The sequence below is a fragment of the Neorhizobium sp. SHOUNA12A genome, from assembly GCF_023006505.1.
In the GTDB taxonomy this organism is placed as follows: Bacteria; Pseudomonadota; Alphaproteobacteria; order Rhizobiales; family Rhizobiaceae; genus Neorhizobium.
The window spans coordinates 13,122-33,673 of the sequence record NZ_JALBGV010000048.1 but is presented as its reverse complement, the minus strand read 5'-3'; the positions used below and the strand labels follow the sequence as shown (position 1 = coordinate 33,673).

The window sequence follows — 20,552 nt, the reverse complement described above, 5'->3', positions numbered from 1 at the left end:
TTCGTCAAAACTTCTAACCGATCGTGAAGCGAATTTAACGGTGTGTTCATGACGAATTCACTTTTTCCACACTACGGTCAAAATTAACTTGTCTGTGGCGACAGGCGAACGGGCGGGAACCAATGTCCGATTTCCCGATTACGCTTAAGTAGTAACAAGGAAGTCGGTGACATCGTGAAGCGGCTATTTTTTGCATGCGCAAGCCTGGTGATCTTGACCGCGGCACAGGGAATTCCCTCCGCCGAAGCACAGAACCGTTATGGCCGCTACCCCTCGGAAACGATGCTCGTCGCTCCTGACGGCTCGATCCTGGACTATGTGCCCGATCGCGGCGATGTCGTCATCAGCCGCGACGGCATGGGTCGCCGCGTTCTGATCGATCATTTCGGCAATGTCGTCGCAACAGAGATTCGCCAGGAAGCCTATCGTCCCAACCGGACGCAGGAGTATCCGCCGGTACCGGGCGGCTACCGGTCTCCGCGCGACACTGGCGGCTATCAGCAGGGTGCCGGCGGTTATCGCGACTACCGCGAATATCGACCGGGCGAACCAGGCGCCATTACCGGCGGGATCCCTGGACGAGGCTCGGTCAGCCGCATGCCGCTCGATGATCAGGCCCTCCCCGACACCGGCTATCCGCAGGAAGCCTCGATCGAACCGGACCAGCCGCCGGCGGAAACGCTTCTGCCGCAGAAGCCGATCATCACCGTCACCAAGAAGCCGCAGGCCCAGATCGCTGCACTCCAGGTCTTCCTGGACCGTGAAGGCATCTCGCCCGGCGTCATCGACGGCCATCTCGGCGACAACGTCAACAAGGCGATCGCCGCCTGGCAGGAAATGACCGGCGAGACGCTCGATCCGAACAATTCCGAGGACATCCTGCAGCGACTGACCTATTCGGGCGGCCTGCCGATCGTCGACTACACGATCACCCCGGCCGATGCCGCCGGTCCCTACGTTGCGTCGATCCCGGAAGACTATGCGCACAAATCGCAGCTGCCGGCGATGTCCTATACGTCGGTAACCGAAAAGCTCGCCGAGCAGTTCCACATGGACGAGAACTATCTGAAGGCGCTCAATCCCGGCGTCGATTTCACCATCCCCGGCTCGACCATCAAGGTCATTAATCCCGGCCAGCCGAAGGTCGGTCAGGTCACCCGCATCATCGCCGACAAGAGCAAAAAGCAGGTTTTTGCCTATGGCGCCGACGGCAAGCTGGTGGCGGCTTATCCGGCAACCATCGGCTCGACCGACACGCCCTCGCCGACCGGCACCCACTCGGTCGAACGTATCGCCCTCGATCCCGGCTATACCTACAATCCGAAGATCAATTTCAAGCAGGGCAGCAACGATCAGATCCTGCAGATCCCGCCGGGTCCGAACGGCCCGGTCGGTACGGTCTGGATTGCGCTCTCGAAGCCCACATATGGCATCCACGGCACGCCGGAACCTTCCAAGATCGGCAAGACCAACAGCCACGGCTGCGTGCGCCTGACCAACTGGGACGCAAGGGAACTCGCCAAGATGGTCAAGCCCGGCACCACGGTGGAATTCACCGAGTAAGGTTAGCAGGCTCGCAAAGACGGAAAGCTCCTCGGCATTGCCGCAGGGCTTTCTGCTGCTGCTGTCGCAACGCGAAAAAACGGCCGGTTCCGAAGAACCGGCCGCATGGAATGAATGGAACCGGGCGGTATCAGGCGGCGTAGCGGCCCAGTCCGAAGAGGCGCGACGCGACGGAGCGGGTGATCTTGACGGGCATGAGACGCATGACTTCCTGTGCGTAGGACCGGGCGTTTTCCTTTGCCTTGTCGAGATTGCTGACCTTCGCAGGGTCCAGCGTATGGAGCGTGCCCCCGGTCTCGAAGAGTTCCTTGAAGGCGATGCGTTCGCCGATCGGCGTATCGAGGACATGCACGCCGCGGGCAGCCAGAAGACCCTTGATGGTCAACAGCGCCTTGGTGGTGACCATCGAGGTAACGCGCGTCAGCACCACTGAATGCGGGATCACCAGGCCGGCCTTCTCCTTCATATAGGACAGGAGGTCGAGGATTTGGGCAGCACCCTTGGCGTCCATGGCAGAACCCTGGACCGGGATCATCACATGGTCGGAAAGCCCGATCGCCGTGGTGACCAGCGCATCACGGGCGCCGGCGAGGTCAATGATGAAATAGTCGGTGCGCGATGCCATTTCTCGAAGATGACATTGCAGCGATGCGAGCGTGACTTCCGATACCACTTCGATGTTGCGCACGGTGCCGGAGGTCTCGAACCACTGGCTGATCCAGCGCTGCGGGTCGGCATCGATGACGGTGACGCGAAAACCCTGATAGGCAAGTTCGGTAGCGAGCAGGAGCGCAGCGGTCGTTTTTCCGGCTCCACCCTTGGCGTTGGCAAAGGAAATTACAGGCATTTTCGGTCCTCGAACAAGTCTTGAGCCACATCGCTCACGAGGACACCGGGAAGCATGGTGTCATTCGCACATCCTTTCCAAACATGGTTAACGAATTGCAAATTTAACCACCATTAATATCACTCAGGAGATTTAGCTTTTGGCTCTAAAATGCGGAAAAGCCCGGAGGTTTGGGCCTCCGGGCTCCTTCAATGCCGATCTTCCGAGGACCCCGAAGACTTAAAAGCAGTCCAGGAAAAGCGCTTTGGTATTCTCCATCGTCATGGTGACGGGGTTGCCGCCGCAACTCGGGTCCTCCATCGCCATCGCCGTCAGTTCATCGATTCGGTCCGGCTTGATCCCCAGCGCCGTGAGATTTTCGGGAACGTTGAGTTCGGCACGCAGCGACAGGACATAATCATAGAACCCGTCGAACCCGCCGGCGATGCCGAGATAGGCTGCGGCGCGGGCGATCTTCTCTTCGATTGCCGGACGGTTGAAGCGCAGCACCGGCGGCATCACGACTGCATTGGTCATGCCGTGATGGGTGTTGTAGACCGCGCCGATCGGATGCGACAGCGAATGGATGGCGCCAAGCCCCTTCTGGAAGGCGACCGCGCCCATGGCCGCAGCCGACATCATATTGGTGCGGGCTTCGAGGTCCTGTCCGTCCTTGTAGGCGCGCGGCAGGAATTCCTTGACCAGCCGCATGCCTTCGAGCGCGATACCGCCGGACATCGGATGGTAGAATGGCGACGAATAGGCCTCCAGGCAATGCGCGAACGCATCCATGCCGGTGCCGGCGGTGATTGCCTTCGGCATGCCCATCGTCAGTTCCGGATCGCAGATGACGACGCCGGGCAGCAGTTTCGGGTGGAAGATGATCTTTTTGACATGGGTGACGGAGTTGGTGAGCACCCCTGCCCGGCCGACTTCAGACCCGGTGCCGGCCGTGGTCGGCACCGCGACGATCGGTGCGATCTTCGAGGCGTCGGCGCGGGTCCACCAGTCGCCGATATCCTCGAAATCCCAGACCGGTCGCGTCTGGCCGGCCATGAAGGCGATCAGCTTGCCGAGATCGAGGCCCGAACCGCCGCCGAAGGCGACGACGCCGTCATGACCGCCATCTTTGTAAGCCTTGACGCCGGCTTCGAGGTTGTTCTCGTTCGGGTTCGGATCCACATCGGCAAAGATCGCCCGGCCGAGGCCAGCCTCTTCGAGCACGTCGAGCGCATGGCCGGTGATCGCCATCGAGGCCAGTCCCCGGTCGGTGACCAGAAGCGGCTTTTTCAGGCCGAGCGTCTTGCAGGCGTCCGCCAGTTCCTTGATGCGTCCGCGGCCCAGCTTGACGGCGGTCGGATAGCTCCAGTTCGCGACGATATTCATTTCGTGACCTTCTTCAGGTGGTAGGATTTCGGGCGGGTCAGGTTGTGGAAACCGAGGACGGAGAGCGAACCGCCTCGCCCGGTTCCCTTGACGCCGGTCCAGACAAGCGCCGGATCGAGATAGTCGGCGCGATTCATGAACACCGTGCCGGTTTCGAGCTGACTGCCGATCCGGTTGGCCCGGTCGACATCCGGCGTCCACAGCGACGCCGTCAGCCCATAGCGGCTGTCGTTCATGTAACCGATCGCCTCGTCGTCACTCTTCACCTTCATGATGCCGACGGCCGGGCCGAACGTCTCTTCCCGCATGATCTCCATGGAATGATCGACGTCAACCAATACTTGCGGCGCAAGATAGGCGCCACCGTCGTCGGCCGGGAAAAACTTCGGATCGACCAGCGCCCTGGCGCCGCTCGCCACCGCGTCGGCGATCTGCTGGCGCACGACCTTGGCAAAGCGCTTGTTGGCCATCGGCCCCAGCGTCGTTTCCTTGTCGAGCGGGTTGCCAAGTTTGTAGTTCGACACCCAGGCGACCGATTTCTCGACGAAGGCGTCGTAGAGCGATTCGTGAACGTAGATGCGCTCGATACCGCAGCAGCATTGGCCGGAATTATAGGTCGCGCCGTCCATCAGCGTGTCGACGGCAGCATCCAGGTCGGCGTCCTCCATCACATAACCGGGGTCCTTGCCGCCGAGTTCGAGGCCGATGCCGGTAAAGGTACCGGCGGCGGCCCGCTCGATCGACCTTCCGCCCTCGACCGAACCCGTAAAATTGATGAAGTTGAACAGCCCTTCGGAAATCAGCCTGGCCGACGTCGCGTGGTCGAGGAAGATATTCTGGAAGACATCTTCCGGAACACCGGCCTCGACAAAGGCGCGCACCATGCGCTCACCGACGAGCAGCGTCTGGGAGGCATGCTTGATGACAACCGCGTTGCCGGCCATCAGCGCCGGCGCGACGGTATTGATCGCCGTCATATAGGGATAATTCCACGGCGCGATGACGAACACGACCCCATGCGGCTCCCGTTCGATGCGACGTTCGAACGTGGCGCTGTCCTCGACGCGCAAAGGAGCGAGCGCATCGGCGGCGATCGAGGCGACGTAGTTGGAGCGCTCATTGAACCCCTTGAACTCGCCGCCGTAGCGCACCGGCCGGCCCATCATCCAGGCGAGTTCCGGCACCACCTCGTCGACCATCTCGTTGAGGCGCGCGACGCCTTTCAGCACGAGCTGGACACGCTCCTCGAGCGGCCGCTTCGCCCACGCCTTCTGCACATGCCGTGCGCGCCCGATCGCTTCGGCCGCCGCTTCCGCCGACATGGCCGGACGCTCGGCATAGACCGAACCGTCGACCGGCGAGATACATTGGATCATCGTCATTGATATAGGCTCCAGAAAATCAGCAGGCCCCGAGGGGTTAACAGGCAAGCGTGCGGACATGGCCCGCATGTCCATAGGAAAGAATCGCGCGGTCGCGCGTGATGATGGTCAGATCGTGCTCCCGCGCGGTGGCAATCAGAATACGGTCGATCGGGTCCTTGTGAATAGGCTGGGGCAGGAACGAGGACGCAATAAAAATCGTGGAGGTCACGGGATGTTCTGTAAAATTCCCGTCCCGCAGATAGTCGCGGTACCATTGCTGGGCATCCCGGGATTCACGAATACGACCTTTGGCGAGCAGCATGCCCATTTCCCAAGCTGTCGCAGCGGAAACGAAAACCGGAATCCTTCTAGCCTGGCTCTCTCCGAGCGACTCCAAAGCCACCGGCGACAGCACCTCCTTTTGCGACATCCAGATAACAAAACATGTATCGAGCAGAAACCGACTACTCATTATAAAGCTTCTCGCCCAACTCCTCATCCCAGTCCATTGGCGCCGTCAGATCGACGCCCGGCATGACGGTGATCGTACCAGCCATACAACCGTAACCGGGATGCAACTCGATCAGCGTGCCGTCCTCCTTCTCCATCCAACGCTTGCCATCCTTGTAGATGATATCGTCTTTCGTGAACATTTTGGCCGGCTGAGTGTCCGAGTAGCCGGTGGCGTCATAGCTGCCTTGCTTCGTCTCCTCAAATCCGAACACCTTGCCCCGCCGGTGCGCGGCCACCTCCTCGAGATTTATCCCGAGGAAGGCGGCGATATCGTCCTGCTCATCTGCGCTCATCTTCCGTTCGCCCTTCAGCATCCGCGATACGGCACTGGGATCGAGCGACATGAAGCGAGCCAAATCGCGCAAAGATTTCTGTCCCTGATCGAGTTTCTGATAAAACCATTCACTGTCTATAGGGCTCATGACCATTCCCGCAGGTTGTGGAAATAGCTTAACATAATGCCATAATGACAACAAGCGCACCCCAGTATTGCGATTATCTCAAGCTCTCTCGAAACCGCGTGCCACTTCCCAATCCGTCACGCGGCGATCGTATTCCTCCTGCTCCCATTGGCCGGCTCGGACATAGTGGTCGATGACGTCGTTGCCGAAGGCCGAGCGCAGCAGTTCCGAACCGTCCATGAGATCGATCGCCTCGCGCAGCGTCTTCGGGATCTCGCGGATACCCTTGCCGCCATAGGCGTCGCCGACGAAGGCAGGCTCCAGCGCCATCTTCTTCTCGATCCCGTCGATACCGGCGGCAATCAGCGCCGCCATGGCGAGATACGGGTTGAGGTCGGAACCGCCGACGCGGCATTCGATGCGGATTCCCTTGGACGCCTCGCCGCAAAGACGGTAGCCCGCGGTACGGTTGTCCTTCGACCAGACTGCCTTGGTCGGCGCGAACGTGCCGGCCATGAAACGCTTGTAGGAATTGATGTAGGGTGCCAGGAAATAGGTGATCTCGCCGGCATGGCTAAGCAGCCCGGCGATATAATGTTTCATCAGTTCCGACATGCCGTGTTCGTCGTCCTTGTCGAAGAACAGCGGGGTCTTGCCGTCGGCGCTCCACAGCGACTGGTGAATATGCGACGAACTGCCGGCGGCCGAATAATTCCACTTGGCGAGGAAGGTAATCGCCTTGCCCTTGCCCCAGGCGATCTCCTTGCACGCATTCTTGATGATCACGTGCCGGTCGGCCATGGTCAACGCATCGGCGTAGCGGACGTTGATTTCCTCCTGGCCGGCCGAAGCCTCGCCCTTGGAGTTCTCCACCGGAATGCCGGCACCCTGCAGGCCGGTGCGGATCGCCCGCATGACCTCCTCTTCCTTGGTGGTCTGGAAGATGTGGTAGTCCTCGTTGTAGCCGCTCGCCAGTTTGAGATTGCGGTAGCTGCTTTCGCGCGCCTGATCGTAGGTCTGGTCGAACAGGAAGAATTCGAGTTCGGTCGCCATGAAGGCGGACATGCCCATCGCCTCCAACCGCTTCACCTGGGCCTTCAGGATGGCGCGCGGCGAATGCGGCACGTCCGCATGGGTGTGATGGTCGAGCACGTCGCAGAGAACCAGCGCCGTGCCTTCGAGCCAGGGGAGTTTGCGTAGCGTCGCAAGATCCGGCTTCATCGTATAGTCGCCATACCCCTGTTCCCAGCTGGTCGCCTTGTAGCCGGAGATGGTCTCCATCTCGATATCGGTCGCCAGCAGATAGTTGCAGCTATGGGTTTCCTGATAGGCGCTCTCGACGAAATATTCCGCCTGGAACCGTTTGCCCATCAGGCGACCCTGCATGTCCACCTGGGCAGCGATGATCGTATCGATGCGGCCCTCGGCAACATCTTTTTTGAGTTCGTCGAAAGAATAATGACTGGTCATGATCGATCCATCTGGCCTTTGAACATTTGGCGGAGGCCGCACATCGCGGCCTCCGCCAATGATGTCGGTGAAGGTTATTCGCCCGGTACCGGCGAGACCGCTCCGGTTTCGCCGACTGCCGCTTCCGCAGCAGCGATTTCGGCCTTGCGCTTGGCGATCATGTCACCGATCGGAGGCCCCTTGAAGCGCTTGTTCTCGACCGCGAACCAGATGATTATCGCAAGGACGATAAGGCCGACGGTGACCGCAAGCACCTTGTCGTTCGGCGGCTGGATGGCGATGTAGATGATCAGCACCATGCCAAGCGTCGCCAGTACGCCGACTGTCTTGTAGACGCCCTGGCCGAGATCCCAGGGCCCTGGCGCGGGCCATTTTTTAGTGCCGTAGGCGAAGATGCCGAGCACGATCGGGAAGAGGAAGGAAAGGAAAAGGAAGATCAGGGTCGCGTTGACGACCGTGACGTAGAGGCTTGCCTCGCCCACCGAGATGAACAGCGCACCCCAGACGAACAGGCTTTCGAGAGCCGCCCCCGTCCAGATCGCGGCGACGGGCGTACGGAATTTCGGGCTGACGCTTGCGAGCGTCTTTGAGCCGACCGGGATCCCGCCATCACGCGAAAACGCAAAGATCATTCGCGAGCATGAGGTGACGGTCGCAAGCCCGCAGAGGAACTGCGAGATGAAGATGGCGACATAGAGCACCGTCACCAGCCAGGCCGGCATGATGGTGTTGATCGTGGTGAAGAACACGGCCCAGCCCTGCTTGGCGCCTGCGGCCATGTCCGGGATGGCGATGACGAAGGCCGACAGCATGACCCAGCCGGCAAGCGACGACCAGAGCACGGCGGAGACCATCGAACGGGGCACCGACAGCGCCGCCTTCTTGGTTTCCTCCGACGTATGCGCCGAGGCGTCATAACCGGTGATCGTGTAGATCGGCAGCAACAGGCCGAGCGCGAAGATATACCACATGCTGTCGGACTGAGGCCAAACGGCCCCGCCCGCATCACCGGAATAATTGGTGAAAGTCCAGAGCCGCGAAATATCGTGCGTCGGTGCGTAGATGAGGCAGGCGATGGTCAGGACCGCCGCCGTCACCAGGATCAGCGTGCCCGAGAAATCGGTGAGCTTGGCCGTGAGGCCGATGCCGAAATGGTTGATCGCCGCCTGGACGATGGTGAACAGGATCACCAGAACCACCTGTATCCCCGGAGAAACAACGCCGGTCGCATCGGCAATGCCAAGCTGCGCGCCGAACGTGCCGCCGAGGAAAAGGGCGGTACCGATGTTGATCGCCCCGAGAACGGTGATCAGTCCGAGAAGATTGAGCCAGGCGGTGAGCCAGCCGGTAAAGCGCGTCCCGAGGATGGAACTCCAGTGATAAAGCCCCCCGGCCGTCGGATAGGCGGATGAAATCTGCGCCATGCCGAGCGCGAAAAAGAGAGAGATGATGCAGCCGATCGGCCAGCCGATGCCGATTGCGGCCCCGCCGACACCCGACGTCGCCTGCGCCAGCGAATTGATGCCGCCGGAGAGAATGCAAATGATGGAAAATGAAATTGCGAAGTTGGAAAACGAGCTCATGCGGCGCTCGAGTTCCTGCGCATAACCCATGGAATGCAGGATATGAATGTCCTGCTTTTTGTCGCCTTCGGTATAATCGGACATGACTTCCCCCTGTTGGCAGAAAGACCGCGCCATCGCGGCCATCCGGTTTGTCCTTCCCGCGGAGGTTAACCACGGGCATGCGAGCTGCTGCTCCCCGGGTCTTATCCTTGGATGTCTGCGAGGCTTTCCCGCAGCAATCCTGTCAAGAAATCGGCCACGACCCCCTGGCCGATTTCGTCCGTTATCAGATCGTTCCTGATTTCGATCATGACGTTGAGAAGTCCCGCCGGCAGGGCGTGGACTTCCAGCGTATGCGTTACGCCGTCCGCCGGCCCGTAAGGCTCGTTGCGTTCGACGCGGTAGAGATGGGTGTCGGATGCTGCCTCCAGCATCCGGTCGGCAAGCCGGCTGTCGGTATCGTGCAGGATGCCGATCTCGACCGGGCGCTCCCTGCCGAAATAGACCGGCGTGAAACTGTGAATGGTGACCAGCACCGTCTTCTGCCCCCTCGCCCGCCGCGCCGCGATCTCCTCGCGGATGCGGCCGTGGAATGGCAGGTACAGCGCCGTGGTGCGTCGGGACTTCTCCGCCTCGGACAGGTTCTCGTTGCCGGGGATCCGGAAGACCTCGGACACGTCACGCATGGCGGCAGGCGAATCCGGCGGCCGGTTGCAGTCGTAGATGAGCCGCGAAAACCGCTGGTGGATCAGCGTCGCGTCGAGGCTCTTCGACATCAGCCGGGAGACGGCAAGCGCTCCCGGATCCCAGGCGATATGCGAGGCGAGCGCATCCGCGGAAAGTCCGAGATCGCCGTAGCGTTCCGGCAGGCGCCGCGAGGCGTGTTCGCAGACGAGAAGCACATCTCCCCGGCCGCCGGCATTGTCCAGGGCAACGGGTCCGCCATCCGCCTCCGAGAAGAATTCCGACTGGATCAGCATCGACGCGTTCCGGAAAAAATCGTTTAAATTGGATTAAGAAGAGAATTCTTCACTTTCCTGCCGCCGTCAACGGGATTCTGAAAATTTCTCTTCAAAGGAACCGTTGACTTCTCCGCAGAAACGATTGTTAATCTTTTCGATAACCGGCGAAGACCGGAGGGAACAGTTTTAGTGCCACCAACTGCACGCACCGTATCGGATGTCATTCGTGTTCGTTACGATAGCCTGACGCGCGCGGAAAAACAGTTGGCGGACAGCCTATTGGAGAACTATCCGGTGTCAGGGCTCGGCAGCATCACTGTGATCGCGGAGAACGCCCGTGTTTCGACGCCGACGGTTGCGCGGATGGTGCAGAAGCTCGGCTACAAGGGCTACCCGGAATTCCAGTCGCATCTGCATCACGAGCTCGAGGCGACCATCTCCAACCCGATCGCCAAGCACGACCGGTGGGCGTCCAACGCCCCGGGCACACATATCCTCAATCGCTTTGCCGACGCGATCACCGCCAATCTGCGCGACACACTTTCGGATCTCGACACCACGACTTTCGAAGGGGCCGCCGCACTTCTGCGTGACCGCAACCGCGGCATCTACTTCGTCGGCGGCCGCATTACCGGTGCGCTCGCGGAATATTTCTTCACCCATATGCAGGTCATTCGTCCCAAGACGACCCTGATCTCCACCAATTCGAGCTCCTGGCCGCAGCATGTTCTCAACATGAGCGCCGGCGACGTCCTGGTGATCTTCGACATCCGCCGCTACGAGCAGGAGATGGCGACGCTGGCAGAGGCCGCACGGGCTAACGGCGTCGTCATCATCTTGCTGACCGACGTCTGGGCTTCACCCGTTGCCAAGCACGCACAGCACACGTTCAAGGTGAGGATCGAGGCACCCTCGGCCTGGGACAGCTCCGTCATCACCCTGTTCGTCGTCGAGGCGCTGATCGAGGCGGTGCAGAGCGCGACGTGGGAGGAAACTCGCGAACGCATGAACTCTCTGGAAGGCCTGTTCGAGCGGACGATGCTGTTCCGCCGCCCGGGCCGCCAGAGCCGTCCCGACTGATCGGTCGGGTTAAGAAATATGCCGGCAATCCGGGAGTTTCATGAGCAAATGCTCATCCTCCGGGCTGTCATATACGATACATGAACTGGCTCTACGAGTCGCGCCGAAACGATCCGGACTACACGACCTGAACCCCTAGGAGGATACCTTGATCAACAAGACCCAACGTCTTCTTTCTCTGACGACCGCCATCGTCATCGCCTCCACGGCCATCGCCGCCGCGGCGCCCAGCGCCGAGCTGATCGCAGCCGCGAAGAAGGAAGGCACGCTGACCACGATCGCGCTGCCCCATAGCTGGTGCGGCTACGGCGACGTCATCGCCGGATTCAAGGCGAAGTACGGCCTCGAAGTCAACGAATTGAACCCGGACGCCGGTTCGGGCGACGAAATCGAAGCGATCAAGGCCAACAAGGGCAACAAGGGCCCGCAGGCTCCCGACGTCATCGACGTCGGCCTGTCGTTCGGCCCGTCCGCCAAGGCCGACGGCCTGATCCAGCCCTACAAGGTCTCCACCTGGGATTCGATCCCGGCCGACGCCAAGGACGCAGACGGCTACTGGTACGGCGACTATTACGGCGTTCTGGCTTTCCTGGTGAACAAGGACCTCGTCAAGACGTCTCCGAAGGACTGGTCCGACCTGCTGAAGTCCGACTATGCCAACGCAGTCGCTCTCGCCGGTGATCCGCGCGGCGCCAACCAGGCCGTTCAGGGCGTTTATGCTGCCGGCCTCTCCGGCGCCAAGGGCGACTCCGCCAAGGCCGGCGACGAAGGCCTGAAGTTCTTCGCGGAACTCAACAAGAAGGGCAATTTCGTGCCTGTCACCGGCAAGGCCGCCCCGTTTGCGCAGGGCACCACGCCGATCATCATCGCCTGGGACTATAATGCCCTGTCCTGGGGCGAAAGCCTGAAGGGCAACCCGCCCTTCGAGGTCGTGGTACCGGCAAGCGGCGTTGTTGCAGGCGTCTACGTGCAGGCGATTTCCGCTTTCGCTCCGCATCCGAACGCTGCGAAGCTCTGGATGGAATACCTCTATTCCGACGAAGGTCAGCTCGGCTGGCTGAAGGGATATTGCCACCCGATCCGCTTCAACGATCTTGCCAAGAGCAACAAGATCCCGAAGAACCTGCTCGACGCCTTGCCCCCGGCAGCAGCCTATGAGAAGGCCGTATTCCCGACGCTCGCCCAGCAGTCCGCCGCCAAGGAAACCATTACCAAGAAGTGGGATACCGTGGTCGGCGCCAACGTCTCCAAGTAATCGCATCAGGATTGACCTCCCGCGCCGCCCGGCGCGGGAGGTTTCCCGTTTCCCCTGGATGGCCAGCATTCATGACCACCGCATCCACGTCATTCATCGACCGCCGGACAGTCATCGACTGGCTCGGCATCGTGCCGTTCATGGTATTTGCGCTCGCTTTCCTGATTGTCCCGACGCTCTATCTGATCGTCGGCGCCTTCTTCAATCCGGCGGGCGAATTCACGTTTCAGAATATTGCCGATCTCTTTTCGCCGTCCATCCTCGGCGCCTACTGGATCAGTATCCGGGTATCCGTTGCGTCTGCACTCGGCGGCGCGTTGATCGGCTTCTTCCTCGCCTGGGCGGTTGTGCTCGGCGGCGTGCCGTCCTGGATCCGCTCCAGCCTGCTCACGTTTTCCGGCGTCGCATCGAACTTCGCCGGCGTGCCGCTCGCCTTCGCTTTCCTGGCGACGCTCGGTCGGACCGGTCTGGTCACCGTCTTCATGCGCGACTGGTTCGGCTTCAATCTCTATTCGACGGGGTTCAACCTTCTCTCGTTCTTCGGCCTGACGATCACCTACATGTTCTTCCAGATCCCGCTGATGGTGCTGATCCTGACCCCGGCGCTCGACGGGTTGAAAAAGGAATGGCGCGAGGCATCCGAGATCCTCGGCGCATCCACCTGGCAATATTGGCGCATGGTGGTGCTGCCTATCCTGTGGCCAAGCCTGATGGGCGCCACGCTTCTCCTTTTCGCCAACGCCTTCGGCGCGATCGCAACCGCCTATGCCCTGACCGGATCCTCGCTCAACATCGTGCCGATCCTGCTCTACGCCCAGATCCGCGGTGACGTGCTGCACAATCCGAACCTCGGCTACGCTTTGGCTCTCGGCATGATCGTCATCACCGGCATTTCCAACATCCTCTACATCTGGCTGCGCACCCGCGCCGAACGGTGGCAGAAATGAAGGCGCACAAGATCTTCGCCTGGCTCGCGATCGCCATCGGCGCCATTTATTTCTTCATACCCCTTATCGGCACGTTCGAGTTCTCGCTGCGCATGCGGCGCGGTGCCTATTCCTTCGACGCCTACCAGTCGGTCTTCACCGACGCGCAGTTCCGCGCCACCTTCGGCTTCTCCATGCTGATGGCGCTGGTGACGATCGTCGTCGGCATGCTGCTCATCGTGCCCACGGCTTATTGGGTACGGCTGCGCCTGCCGCAGATGCGGCCGGTCGTCGAGTTCATCACGCTGCTGCCGCTCGTCATTCCGGCGATCGTCATCGTGTTCGGCTACCTGCGCCTCTACAATTCCTCGTCCTGGATCCCGTTCACCGGCTCGACCCAGGGCACCAATGTCCTGCTGACGTTCTCCTACGTGACCCTGGCGCTTCCCTACATGTACCGCTCGGTCGATACGGCGATGCGGACTATCGACGTGCGGACGCTGACGGAGGCCGCCGAAATTCTCGGCGCCAAATGGCCGACGATCATGTTCCGCTGCATTTTCCCGAACGTCATGTCGGGCGTGCTCTCGGGCGCCTTCATCACGTTTGCGATCGTCATGGGCGAATTCACCATGGCGGCCCTTCTCAACCGTCCGGCCTTCGGTCCCTATCTTCAGCTCGTCGGTGCCAACAAGGCTTACGAACCGTCGGCGCTCGCCGTCATCGCCTTTGCGATCACCTGGCTGTCGATGGGTCTGATCCAGCTCGTTTCTCGCTTCGGCAAATTGTCGCCGTCCAGGCCTTAAGGAATTTTGATGTCGTTCCTCGTTCTCGAAAGTATCAAGAAGAGTTTCGGCCAGACGCAGGTCGTCAAGGACTTCAACATGTCCATCGAGAAGGGCGAGTTCGTTTCCTTTCTCGGACCGTCGGGCTGCGGCAAGACGACGGTGCTGCGCATGATCGCCGGGTTCGAAAGCCCGAGCGACGGTGCGATCTCGATCAACGGCCGGAACCAGAACGCGCTGAAGACCAACCAGCGCAATATCGGCATGGTCTTTCAGGCCTATGCGCTGTTTCCGAACATGAACGTCTTCGACAACGTCGCCTTCGGCTTGAAGGTGGCGGGCAAGTCCAAGACGGAGATCGAAACACGCGTCAAGGAAATGCTGACGCTGATCGGTCTCGACCACCTGGCCGACCGCTATCCCTACCAGATGTCCGGCGGTCAGCAGCAGCGCGTGGCGCTTGCCCGCGCGCTTGCGCCGAAACCGCAGGTCCTGCTGCTCGACGAGCCGCTGTCGGCGCTCGATGCCAAGATCCGTGTTTCGTTGCGCGAAGAGATTCGTGAAATCCAGCGCCGGCTCGGCATCACCACCGTCTTCGTGACGCACGATCAGGAAGAGGCCCTGTCGATCTCCGACCGCGTCGTCGTCATGAATGCCGGCCGCGCCGACCAGATCGGCACCCCGTCGGAAATCTACAATCGCCCGACCACCCGTTTCGTCGCCTCCTTCGTCGGCACGCTCAACATCATCGAGGCGACCGTCGTCGATCCGGCGGCCAACACGGTGAAGGTCGGCGAAAACACGATCAGGCTGAGGGAATCGATCGGCGCCCTGAAAGGCGGCGACAAGCTGTCAATCGCCCTGCGCCCGGAAGCGGGTTCGCTGCTGGAAAATGCCAAGGGCGATACCTCGCTGACCGGCCAAGTGATCTCCTCGCATTTCCTGGGCTCGGTCATCCGCACCAAGCTCGATGTCGGCGGAAACCAGATTTCCTTCGACATGTTCAATTCCCCGGATGCGGTCCTGCCGCAGCCGGGCGAAACCCTGACGCTGCGCTTCAACGCCCACGACTTCCTGATCATCCGCGACTGATCGCAAACAAATCGGAAGGCTGACGGCCCAGACGAAAACGGCATCCTCGCGGATGCCGTTTTGCATTTGAGCCATCTCAGGCCGCGTCGTCTACCGCATCCCGGTCGGACGCCGGCACGTAGTTGAGGACTGGTCCGAGCCAGCGCTCGACTTCCTCGACCGACATTCCCTTGCGCCTGGCATAGTCCTCGACCTGGTCCCGCTCGACCTTCGCCACTCCGAAATAATAGGATGCCGGGTGGCCGATATAGAGGCCGGAGACCGATGAGCCGGGCCACATCGCGAAGCTTTCCGTCAGAACGACGCCGGTCGCCTCTTCCGCGTCGAGCAACCGGAACAGCGTCGCCTTTTCCGTATGGTCGGGCTGGGCCGGATAACCGGGCGCCGGGCGGATGCCGTGATAGGCTTCGGTGATCAACTCTTCCGCGGAAAAATTCTCGTCCGGCGCGTAACCCCAGAATTCCTTGCGGACCTGCTCGTGCATGCATTCGGCGAAGGCTTCGGCGAAGCGGTCGGCGAGCGCCTTGACGAGGATCGACGAATAGTCGTCGTTCGCGCGCTCGAACCGCTCGGCGATCGCCACTTCCTCGATACCGGCCGTGACGACGAAACCGCCGACATAGTCGTCGAGACCTGTCGCGACCGGTGCGACGAAATCCGACAGCGCGACGTTCGGGCGACCGTCCCGCTTCGAAAGCTGCTGACGCAGTGTGAAGAAGGTCGCCAGTTCCTCGTTGCGGCTTTCATCGGTGTAAACGCGGATGTCGTCACCGACCGCATTGGCCGGCCAGAAGCCGATCACCGCCCGCGGCCGGAACCATTTTTCGGCAATGATCTTGTCGAGCATCGCCTGCGCATCGGCATAAAGCTGGCGCGCCGCCTCGCCCTGTTTCTCGTCTTCGAGAATCGCCGGGAAACGGCCCTTCAGTTCCCAGGTCTGGAAGAACGGGGTCCAGTCGATATATTTCGCCAGTTCCGCCAGGTCATAGGTCTCGAACACTTTCGTTCCGGTGAATTGCGGCTTCTTGGGCCGGTAGGACGACCAGTCGACCTTCTCGGCATTGTCGCGGGCACGGCCGATCGGCAGGCGGGTTTTTTCCGCTTCCGCGCGTGCGTGTGCCGCGGCAACCTTGGCATACTCCGCCTGCACCGTGCTGATATAGCTCGGCTTTCCGTCCTCGGACAGAAGCGCGGACACGACGCCGACCGCGCGGCTGGCATCGGTCACGTAGATCGCCTGGCCGCGATCATAGCGCGGATGGATCTTCACGGCCGTATGGACGCGGCTGGTCGTGGCCCCGCCGATCAGCAGCGGAATGTCGAACCCCTGGCGCTCCATTTCCGACGCCACATGTACCATCTCGTCGAGCGACGGGGTGATCAAGCCGGAAAGCCCGATGATATCGACCTTCTCGGCAATTGCCGTTTCCAGGATCTTCGTCGCCGGCACCATCACGCCGAGATCGATGATCTCGTAATTGTTGCAGGCGAGCACGACGCCGACGATGTTCTTGCCGATATCGTGGACATCACCCTTGACGGTAGCCATCAGCACCTTGCCGGCCGACTTCTTCTGGTCGCCACCATTGAGGCGCTTCTCCTCTTCCATATAGGGCAGAAGCACGGCCACGGCTTGCTTCATGACGCGGGCGGACTTCACCACCTGCGGCAGGAACATCTTGCCCGAGCCGAACAGGTCGCCGACCACGTTCATGCCGGCCATCAGCGGGCCCTCGATCACATGCAGAGGCCGCTCCGCATTCTGGCGCGCCTCCTCGGTATCGCCCTCGATGAACTCGTTGATGCCGTTGACGAGCGCATGCGAAAGGCGCTTCTCCACCGGCCATTCGCGCCAGGCGAGATCTCTCTCCTTGGCTTCCTTGGCACCGGTTCCGCGATAACGCTCGGCGATATCGAGCATCCGTTCCGTCGCATCGTCGCGGCGGTTGAGGACGACGTCCTCGCAGGCCTCGCGCAGGTCGGGATCGATGTTTTCGTAGATCGCCAGCTGGCCGGCATTGACGATGCCCATGTCCATGCCCGCCTGGATGGCGTGGTAGAGGAACACGGCATGCATCGCCTCGCGCACCGGCTCGTTGCCGCGGAACGAGAAGGACAGGTTGGAGACACCGCCAGAGATATGCACCAGCGGCATGCGCTCGCGGATGGTCTTGGTCGCCTGGATGAAGGCGAGACCGTAGCTGTTATGCTCCTCGATACCCGTCGCCACCGCAAAGACGTTGGGGTCGAAGATGATGTCTTCCGGCGGGAAATCCGCCTCTTCGGTTAGGAGCTTGTAGGCGCGTTCGCAGATCGCCACCTTGCGCTCGTAGGTATCTGCCTGGCCCTGCTCGTCGAAGGCCATGACCACGACGGCAGCACCATAATTGCGGAGCAGCTTGGCCTGGGCGATGAATTTTTCCTCGCCCTCCTTCATGGAGATCGAGTTGACGACCGGCTTGCCCTGCACGCATTTCAGGCCCGCTTCCATGATCTCGAACTTCGAGGAGTCGAGCATGATCGGCACCCGGGCGATATCCGGCTCGGCGGCGATCAGGTTGACGAATTCGACCATCGCCCGCTGCGAGTCGATCAGGCCTTCGTCCATGTTGATGTCGATGACCGAAGCACCGTTTTCCACCTGGTCGCGGGCAATGGCAAGCGCTGCGGTAAAATCGCCTGCGGTAATCAGTTTGCGGAATTTCGCCGAACCGGTGACATTGGTGCGCTCGCCGACATTGACGAAGGGGATGTCCTTGGTGAACTCGAAGGGTTCCAGGCCCGCCAGCGACATGAACGGCCGGTGCTCAGGCACTTCGCGCGGCTTGTGCGGCGCCACCGCTTCGGCAATGGCGCGGATATGGTCCGGCGTCGAACCGCAGCAGCCGCCGACGACGTTGACCAACCCCTCGGCCGCAAAGCCTTCGATCTGGCGAGCCATGTCTTCGGGCGATTCGTCGTAGCCGCCGAACGAATTCGGCAGGCCGGCATTCGGATAGGCGGAGATGAACGTGTCGGCGACGCCCGACAGTTCCTGCAGGTGCGGCCGCATCGCATCGGCGCCGAGCGCGCAGTTGAGGCCGACGGTGAAGGGCTTGGAATGACGGATGGAGGACCAGAAGGCCGACGGCGTCTGACCAGACAACGTGCGGCCGGAAAGGTCGGTGATCGTGCCCGAAATCATCACCGGCAGGCGGATGCCCTTTGCCTCGAACCGCTCGGCGCAGGCGAAGATCGCCGCCTTGGCGTTGAGCGTATCGAAGATCGTCTCGATCAGTATGATGTCGGCGCCGCCGTCGATCAGCCCGTCGAGCTGTTCACCATAGGCGAGCCGGAGATCATCGAATGTCACCGCCCGGTAACCGGGATTATTGACGTCGGGCGAGATCGAGGCCGTACGGTTGGTCGGGCCGATGGCGCCGGCGACGAAACGGCGACGACCGTCTTCCTTCTGCGCCCGAAATGCCGCGCGCTTCGCCAGCCGCGCGCCGTCGCGATTGAGGTCGTAGACCGCATTTTCCATCTGGTAGTCGGCCTGGGCGATACGGGTCGACGAGAACGTGTTGGTCTCGATGATATCGGCGCCGGCCTTGGCGTAACGGTAATGAATATCCTCGACCGCCTGCGGCTGCGACAGGATCAGGAGGTCGTTATTGCCCTGCTGATGGCAGGCGCAACCGGCAAACCGCTCACCGCGAAAATGCCCCTCGTCGAAACCGAGCCCCTGGATTTCGGTGCCCATCGCGCCATCGATGATCAGGATGCGTTCCCGCGCAGCCGCCTTGAGTGCCGCCAGAATCTCTGCGCCGTCGCGAGCGGCGGCTTCGGGACCAAAGAGTTCGTCGAACATAGCACAGCCCTTCATCGTTTCGATTTCGTTCAATAACCGCATAAAGATATGTTTATGTCAATATATAACCTTCCAGAAGTGTCATATGAGTATGCGCGCAATAATCGATTTGATAAGAGCGATGACAGGCAACTCGCGGGGCGCTATAGGCGTTCTGACCCACTGCCCCGCCACAGCGATTCCGAGGTTTTCATGAGCGACACGCGTCAGACAGAAGCCAACTGGGCGAGCCTTCCCTATCATCGTCGCTGGCTCCTCGATCAGGCGGACGGGCTCTTTGATTTCTTTCAGGTCCGGGCAATGAACCCGAAGGGCGGCTTCTTCGATCTCGACGACCAGGGCTCACCGATTGGCGGCGCCAATCCGACCCGGGGCATTCATGCATCGGCGCGCATGGTCCACTGTTTTTCGATCGGCCATCTGCTTGGCCGGCCGGGCTCCGGCGATATCGTCGACCACGGCATGCGCACCCTCTGGGAACGCCATCGCGACACGGAATATGGCGGCTATTTCTGGCAGGTCAATGATGACGGCGCGGCTGATCCCGCCAAGCAGGGTTACGGCCACGCATTCGTGCTGCTCGCCGCCTCTTCCGCCAAGGTCATCGGCCACCCCCTCGCCGACCAGATGCTGGCCGACATTACCGAGGTCCTCGAAACCAGGTTCTGGGAACCGCGCCATGGCGCGATCGCGGAAGAATTCAACCGCGACTGGTCGCCGATCGATGGCGGCAGCTATCGCGGCCAGAACTCCAACATGCACCTGACCGAAGCGTTGATGGCCGCATACGAGGCGACCGGCGAGAAGGCCTATCTCGAGAAGGCGACGAGCATTGCCGACCTCGTCATTCGCCGTTCTGCCGGCAGCGTCGGTTTCCGCGTCGCCGAACATTTCGATGCCGAATGGACGATCGACAAGGACTATTACCATCCCGACGAGATGTTCCGCCCCGCCGGCACCACACCCGGCCATTGGCTGGAATGGTCGCGCCTCTTGCTGCAACTCTGGACGCTCGGGGATAAAAAGCACGGCTGGATGCCGGACGCGGCAAAATCGCTGTTCGTCCAGTCCATGTCACTGGGCTGGGACAGCAAAAAGGGGGGCTTCTTCTACACGCTCGACTGGAGCGACAAGCCCGCCAAGACCAACAAGCTCTGGTGGCCGATGTGCGAGGCGGCCGGTGCCGCGCATTTCCTCAACGAGCACCTGCCGGCCGACAATTTCTACGAGGACAGCTATAGGCGGATCTGGGGTACGATCGCCAACCGCTTCATCGATCACAAAAACGGCGGCTGGCACGAGGAACTGACCGAGGATCTCGTCCCGGCCCACACTCTTTTCCCCGGCAAGGGCGATATCTACCACGCCCTGCAGGCGTGCCTCATCCCGCTCTTTCCGGCAAACGGCAGCCTGACGAAGGTCATCGTCGAGGCCGAAGGGCGTGTCTGAGGCTTTCGCGCCAGCGTCCCAGGGCTGACGGAACCATATAGGCCTGCGTCAGTTTCCGGTGTTAC

Annotated in this window: 16 protein-coding genes; 7 read left to right on the top strand and 9 right to left on the bottom strand. The window is 61.1% G+C overall.

Annotation, left to right across the window (positions count from 1 at the left end):
* Positions 1-174 precede the first annotated feature (174 nt).
* Positions 175-1,563: a L,D-transpeptidase gene (locus MOV63_RS20340; RefSeq protein WP_405029358.1), complete on the top strand. Its 1,389-nt coding sequence runs from the start codon at positions 175-177 to the stop codon at positions 1,561-1,563.
* 130 nt (positions 1,564-1,693) lie between these two features.
* On the opposite strand, the gene MOV63_RS20335 is transcribed toward MOV63_RS20340, so the two are convergent.
* The 8 genes from MOV63_RS20335 to MOV63_RS20300 form a co-directional block, all read right to left on the bottom strand.
* The gene (locus MOV63_RS20335; protein ID WP_247036283.1) at positions 1,694-2,410 is read right to left on the bottom strand and encodes a ParA family protein; all 717 of its coding nucleotides are present in this window, start codon (positions 2,408-2,410) and stop codon (positions 1,694-1,696) included.
* Positions 2,411-2,629: 219 nt separating this feature from the next.
* A complete protein-coding gene (locus tag MOV63_RS20330; RefSeq protein WP_247036281.1) occupies positions 2,630-3,775 on the bottom strand; it encodes an iron-containing alcohol dehydrogenase in 1,146 nt (381 codons plus the stop codon).
* Positions 3,772-5,157, bottom strand: coding sequence for an aldehyde dehydrogenase family protein (locus MOV63_RS20325; RefSeq protein ID WP_247036279.1), 1,386 nt, complete (start codon positions 5,155-5,157; stop codon positions 3,772-3,774). Before MOV63_RS20325 ends, MOV63_RS20330 begins: the two co-directional genes overlap by 4 nt.
* A gap of 37 nt (positions 5,158-5,194) precedes the next feature.
* A complete protein-coding gene (locus MOV63_RS20320) occupies positions 5,195-5,611 on the bottom strand; it encodes a type II toxin-antitoxin system VapC family toxin (protein WP_247036276.1) in 417 nt (138 codons plus the stop codon).
* Positions 5,604-6,074, bottom strand: coding sequence for a helix-turn-helix transcriptional regulator (locus tag MOV63_RS20315; RefSeq protein WP_247036275.1), 471 nt, complete (start codon positions 6,072-6,074; stop codon positions 5,604-5,606). The genes MOV63_RS20320 and MOV63_RS20315 overlap by 8 nt, the downstream gene beginning before the upstream one ends.
* Before the next feature lie 78 nt (positions 6,075-6,152).
* Positions 6,153-7,523: a glutamine synthetase family protein gene (locus MOV63_RS20310; protein ID WP_247036273.1), complete on the bottom strand. Its 1,371-nt coding sequence runs from the start codon at positions 7,521-7,523 to the stop codon at positions 6,153-6,155.
* A gap of 74 nt (positions 7,524-7,597) precedes the next feature.
* Positions 7,598-9,190 carry an amino acid permease gene (locus tag MOV63_RS20305; RefSeq protein ID WP_247036271.1) on the bottom strand — a complete coding sequence of 531 codons (1,593 nt, stop codon included), beginning with the start codon at positions 9,188-9,190 and terminating at the stop codon, positions 7,598-7,600.
* A gap of 101 nt (positions 9,191-9,291) precedes the next feature.
* Positions 9,292-10,068 carry an N-formylglutamate amidohydrolase gene (locus MOV63_RS20300; protein WP_247036269.1) on the bottom strand — a complete coding sequence of 259 codons (777 nt, stop codon included), beginning with the start codon at positions 10,066-10,068 and terminating at the stop codon, positions 9,292-9,294.
* 171 nt (positions 10,069-10,239) lie between these two features.
* Between MOV63_RS20300 and MOV63_RS20295 the strand changes: the two genes are divergently transcribed.
* The 5 genes from MOV63_RS20295 to MOV63_RS20275 all read left to right on the top strand — a co-directional run bounded on the left by MOV63_RS20295 (position 10,240) and on the right by MOV63_RS20275 (position 15,188).
* The gene (locus MOV63_RS20295; RefSeq protein ID WP_038587696.1) at positions 10,240-11,130 is read left to right on the top strand and encodes a MurR/RpiR family transcriptional regulator; all 891 of its coding nucleotides are present in this window, start codon (positions 10,240-10,242) and stop codon (positions 11,128-11,130) included.
* Between the two features lie 148 nt (positions 11,131-11,278).
* Positions 11,279-12,385: an ABC transporter substrate-binding protein gene (locus tag MOV63_RS20290; RefSeq protein ID WP_038543606.1), complete on the top strand. Its 1,107-nt coding sequence runs from the start codon at positions 11,279-11,281 to the stop codon at positions 12,383-12,385.
* Positions 12,386-12,456: 71 nt separating this feature from the next.
* Positions 12,457-13,332, top strand: coding sequence for an ABC transporter permease subunit (locus MOV63_RS20285; RefSeq protein WP_038543608.1), 876 nt, complete (start codon positions 12,457-12,459; stop codon positions 13,330-13,332).
* Positions 13,329-14,117 (top strand): ABC transporter permease, encoded by a 789-nt coding sequence (locus tag MOV63_RS20280; protein ID WP_247036267.1) that lies wholly within the window; start codon positions 13,329-13,331, stop codon positions 14,115-14,117. Before MOV63_RS20285 ends, MOV63_RS20280 begins: the two co-directional genes overlap by 4 nt.
* A gap of 9 nt (positions 14,118-14,126) precedes the next feature.
* Positions 14,127-15,188: an ABC transporter ATP-binding protein gene (locus MOV63_RS20275; RefSeq protein ID WP_247036265.1), complete on the top strand. Its 1,062-nt coding sequence runs from the start codon at positions 14,127-14,129 to the stop codon at positions 15,186-15,188.
* A gap of 76 nt (positions 15,189-15,264) precedes the next feature.
* Here the strand turns inward: MOV63_RS20275 and metH are convergent, their stop codons facing one another.
* Positions 15,265-19,038, bottom strand: a complete 3,774-nt coding sequence (gene metH / locus MOV63_RS20270; RefSeq protein ID WP_247036263.1) for a methionine synthase — start codon at positions 19,036-19,038, stop codon at positions 15,265-15,267.
* A gap of 192 nt (positions 19,039-19,230) precedes the next feature.
* Between metH and MOV63_RS20265 the strand changes: the two genes are divergently transcribed.
* The gene (locus MOV63_RS20265; RefSeq protein WP_247036261.1) at positions 19,231-20,487 is read left to right on the top strand and encodes an AGE family epimerase/isomerase; all 1,257 of its coding nucleotides are present in this window, start codon (positions 19,231-19,233) and stop codon (positions 20,485-20,487) included.
* Positions 20,488-20,552: the final 65 nt, after the last annotated feature.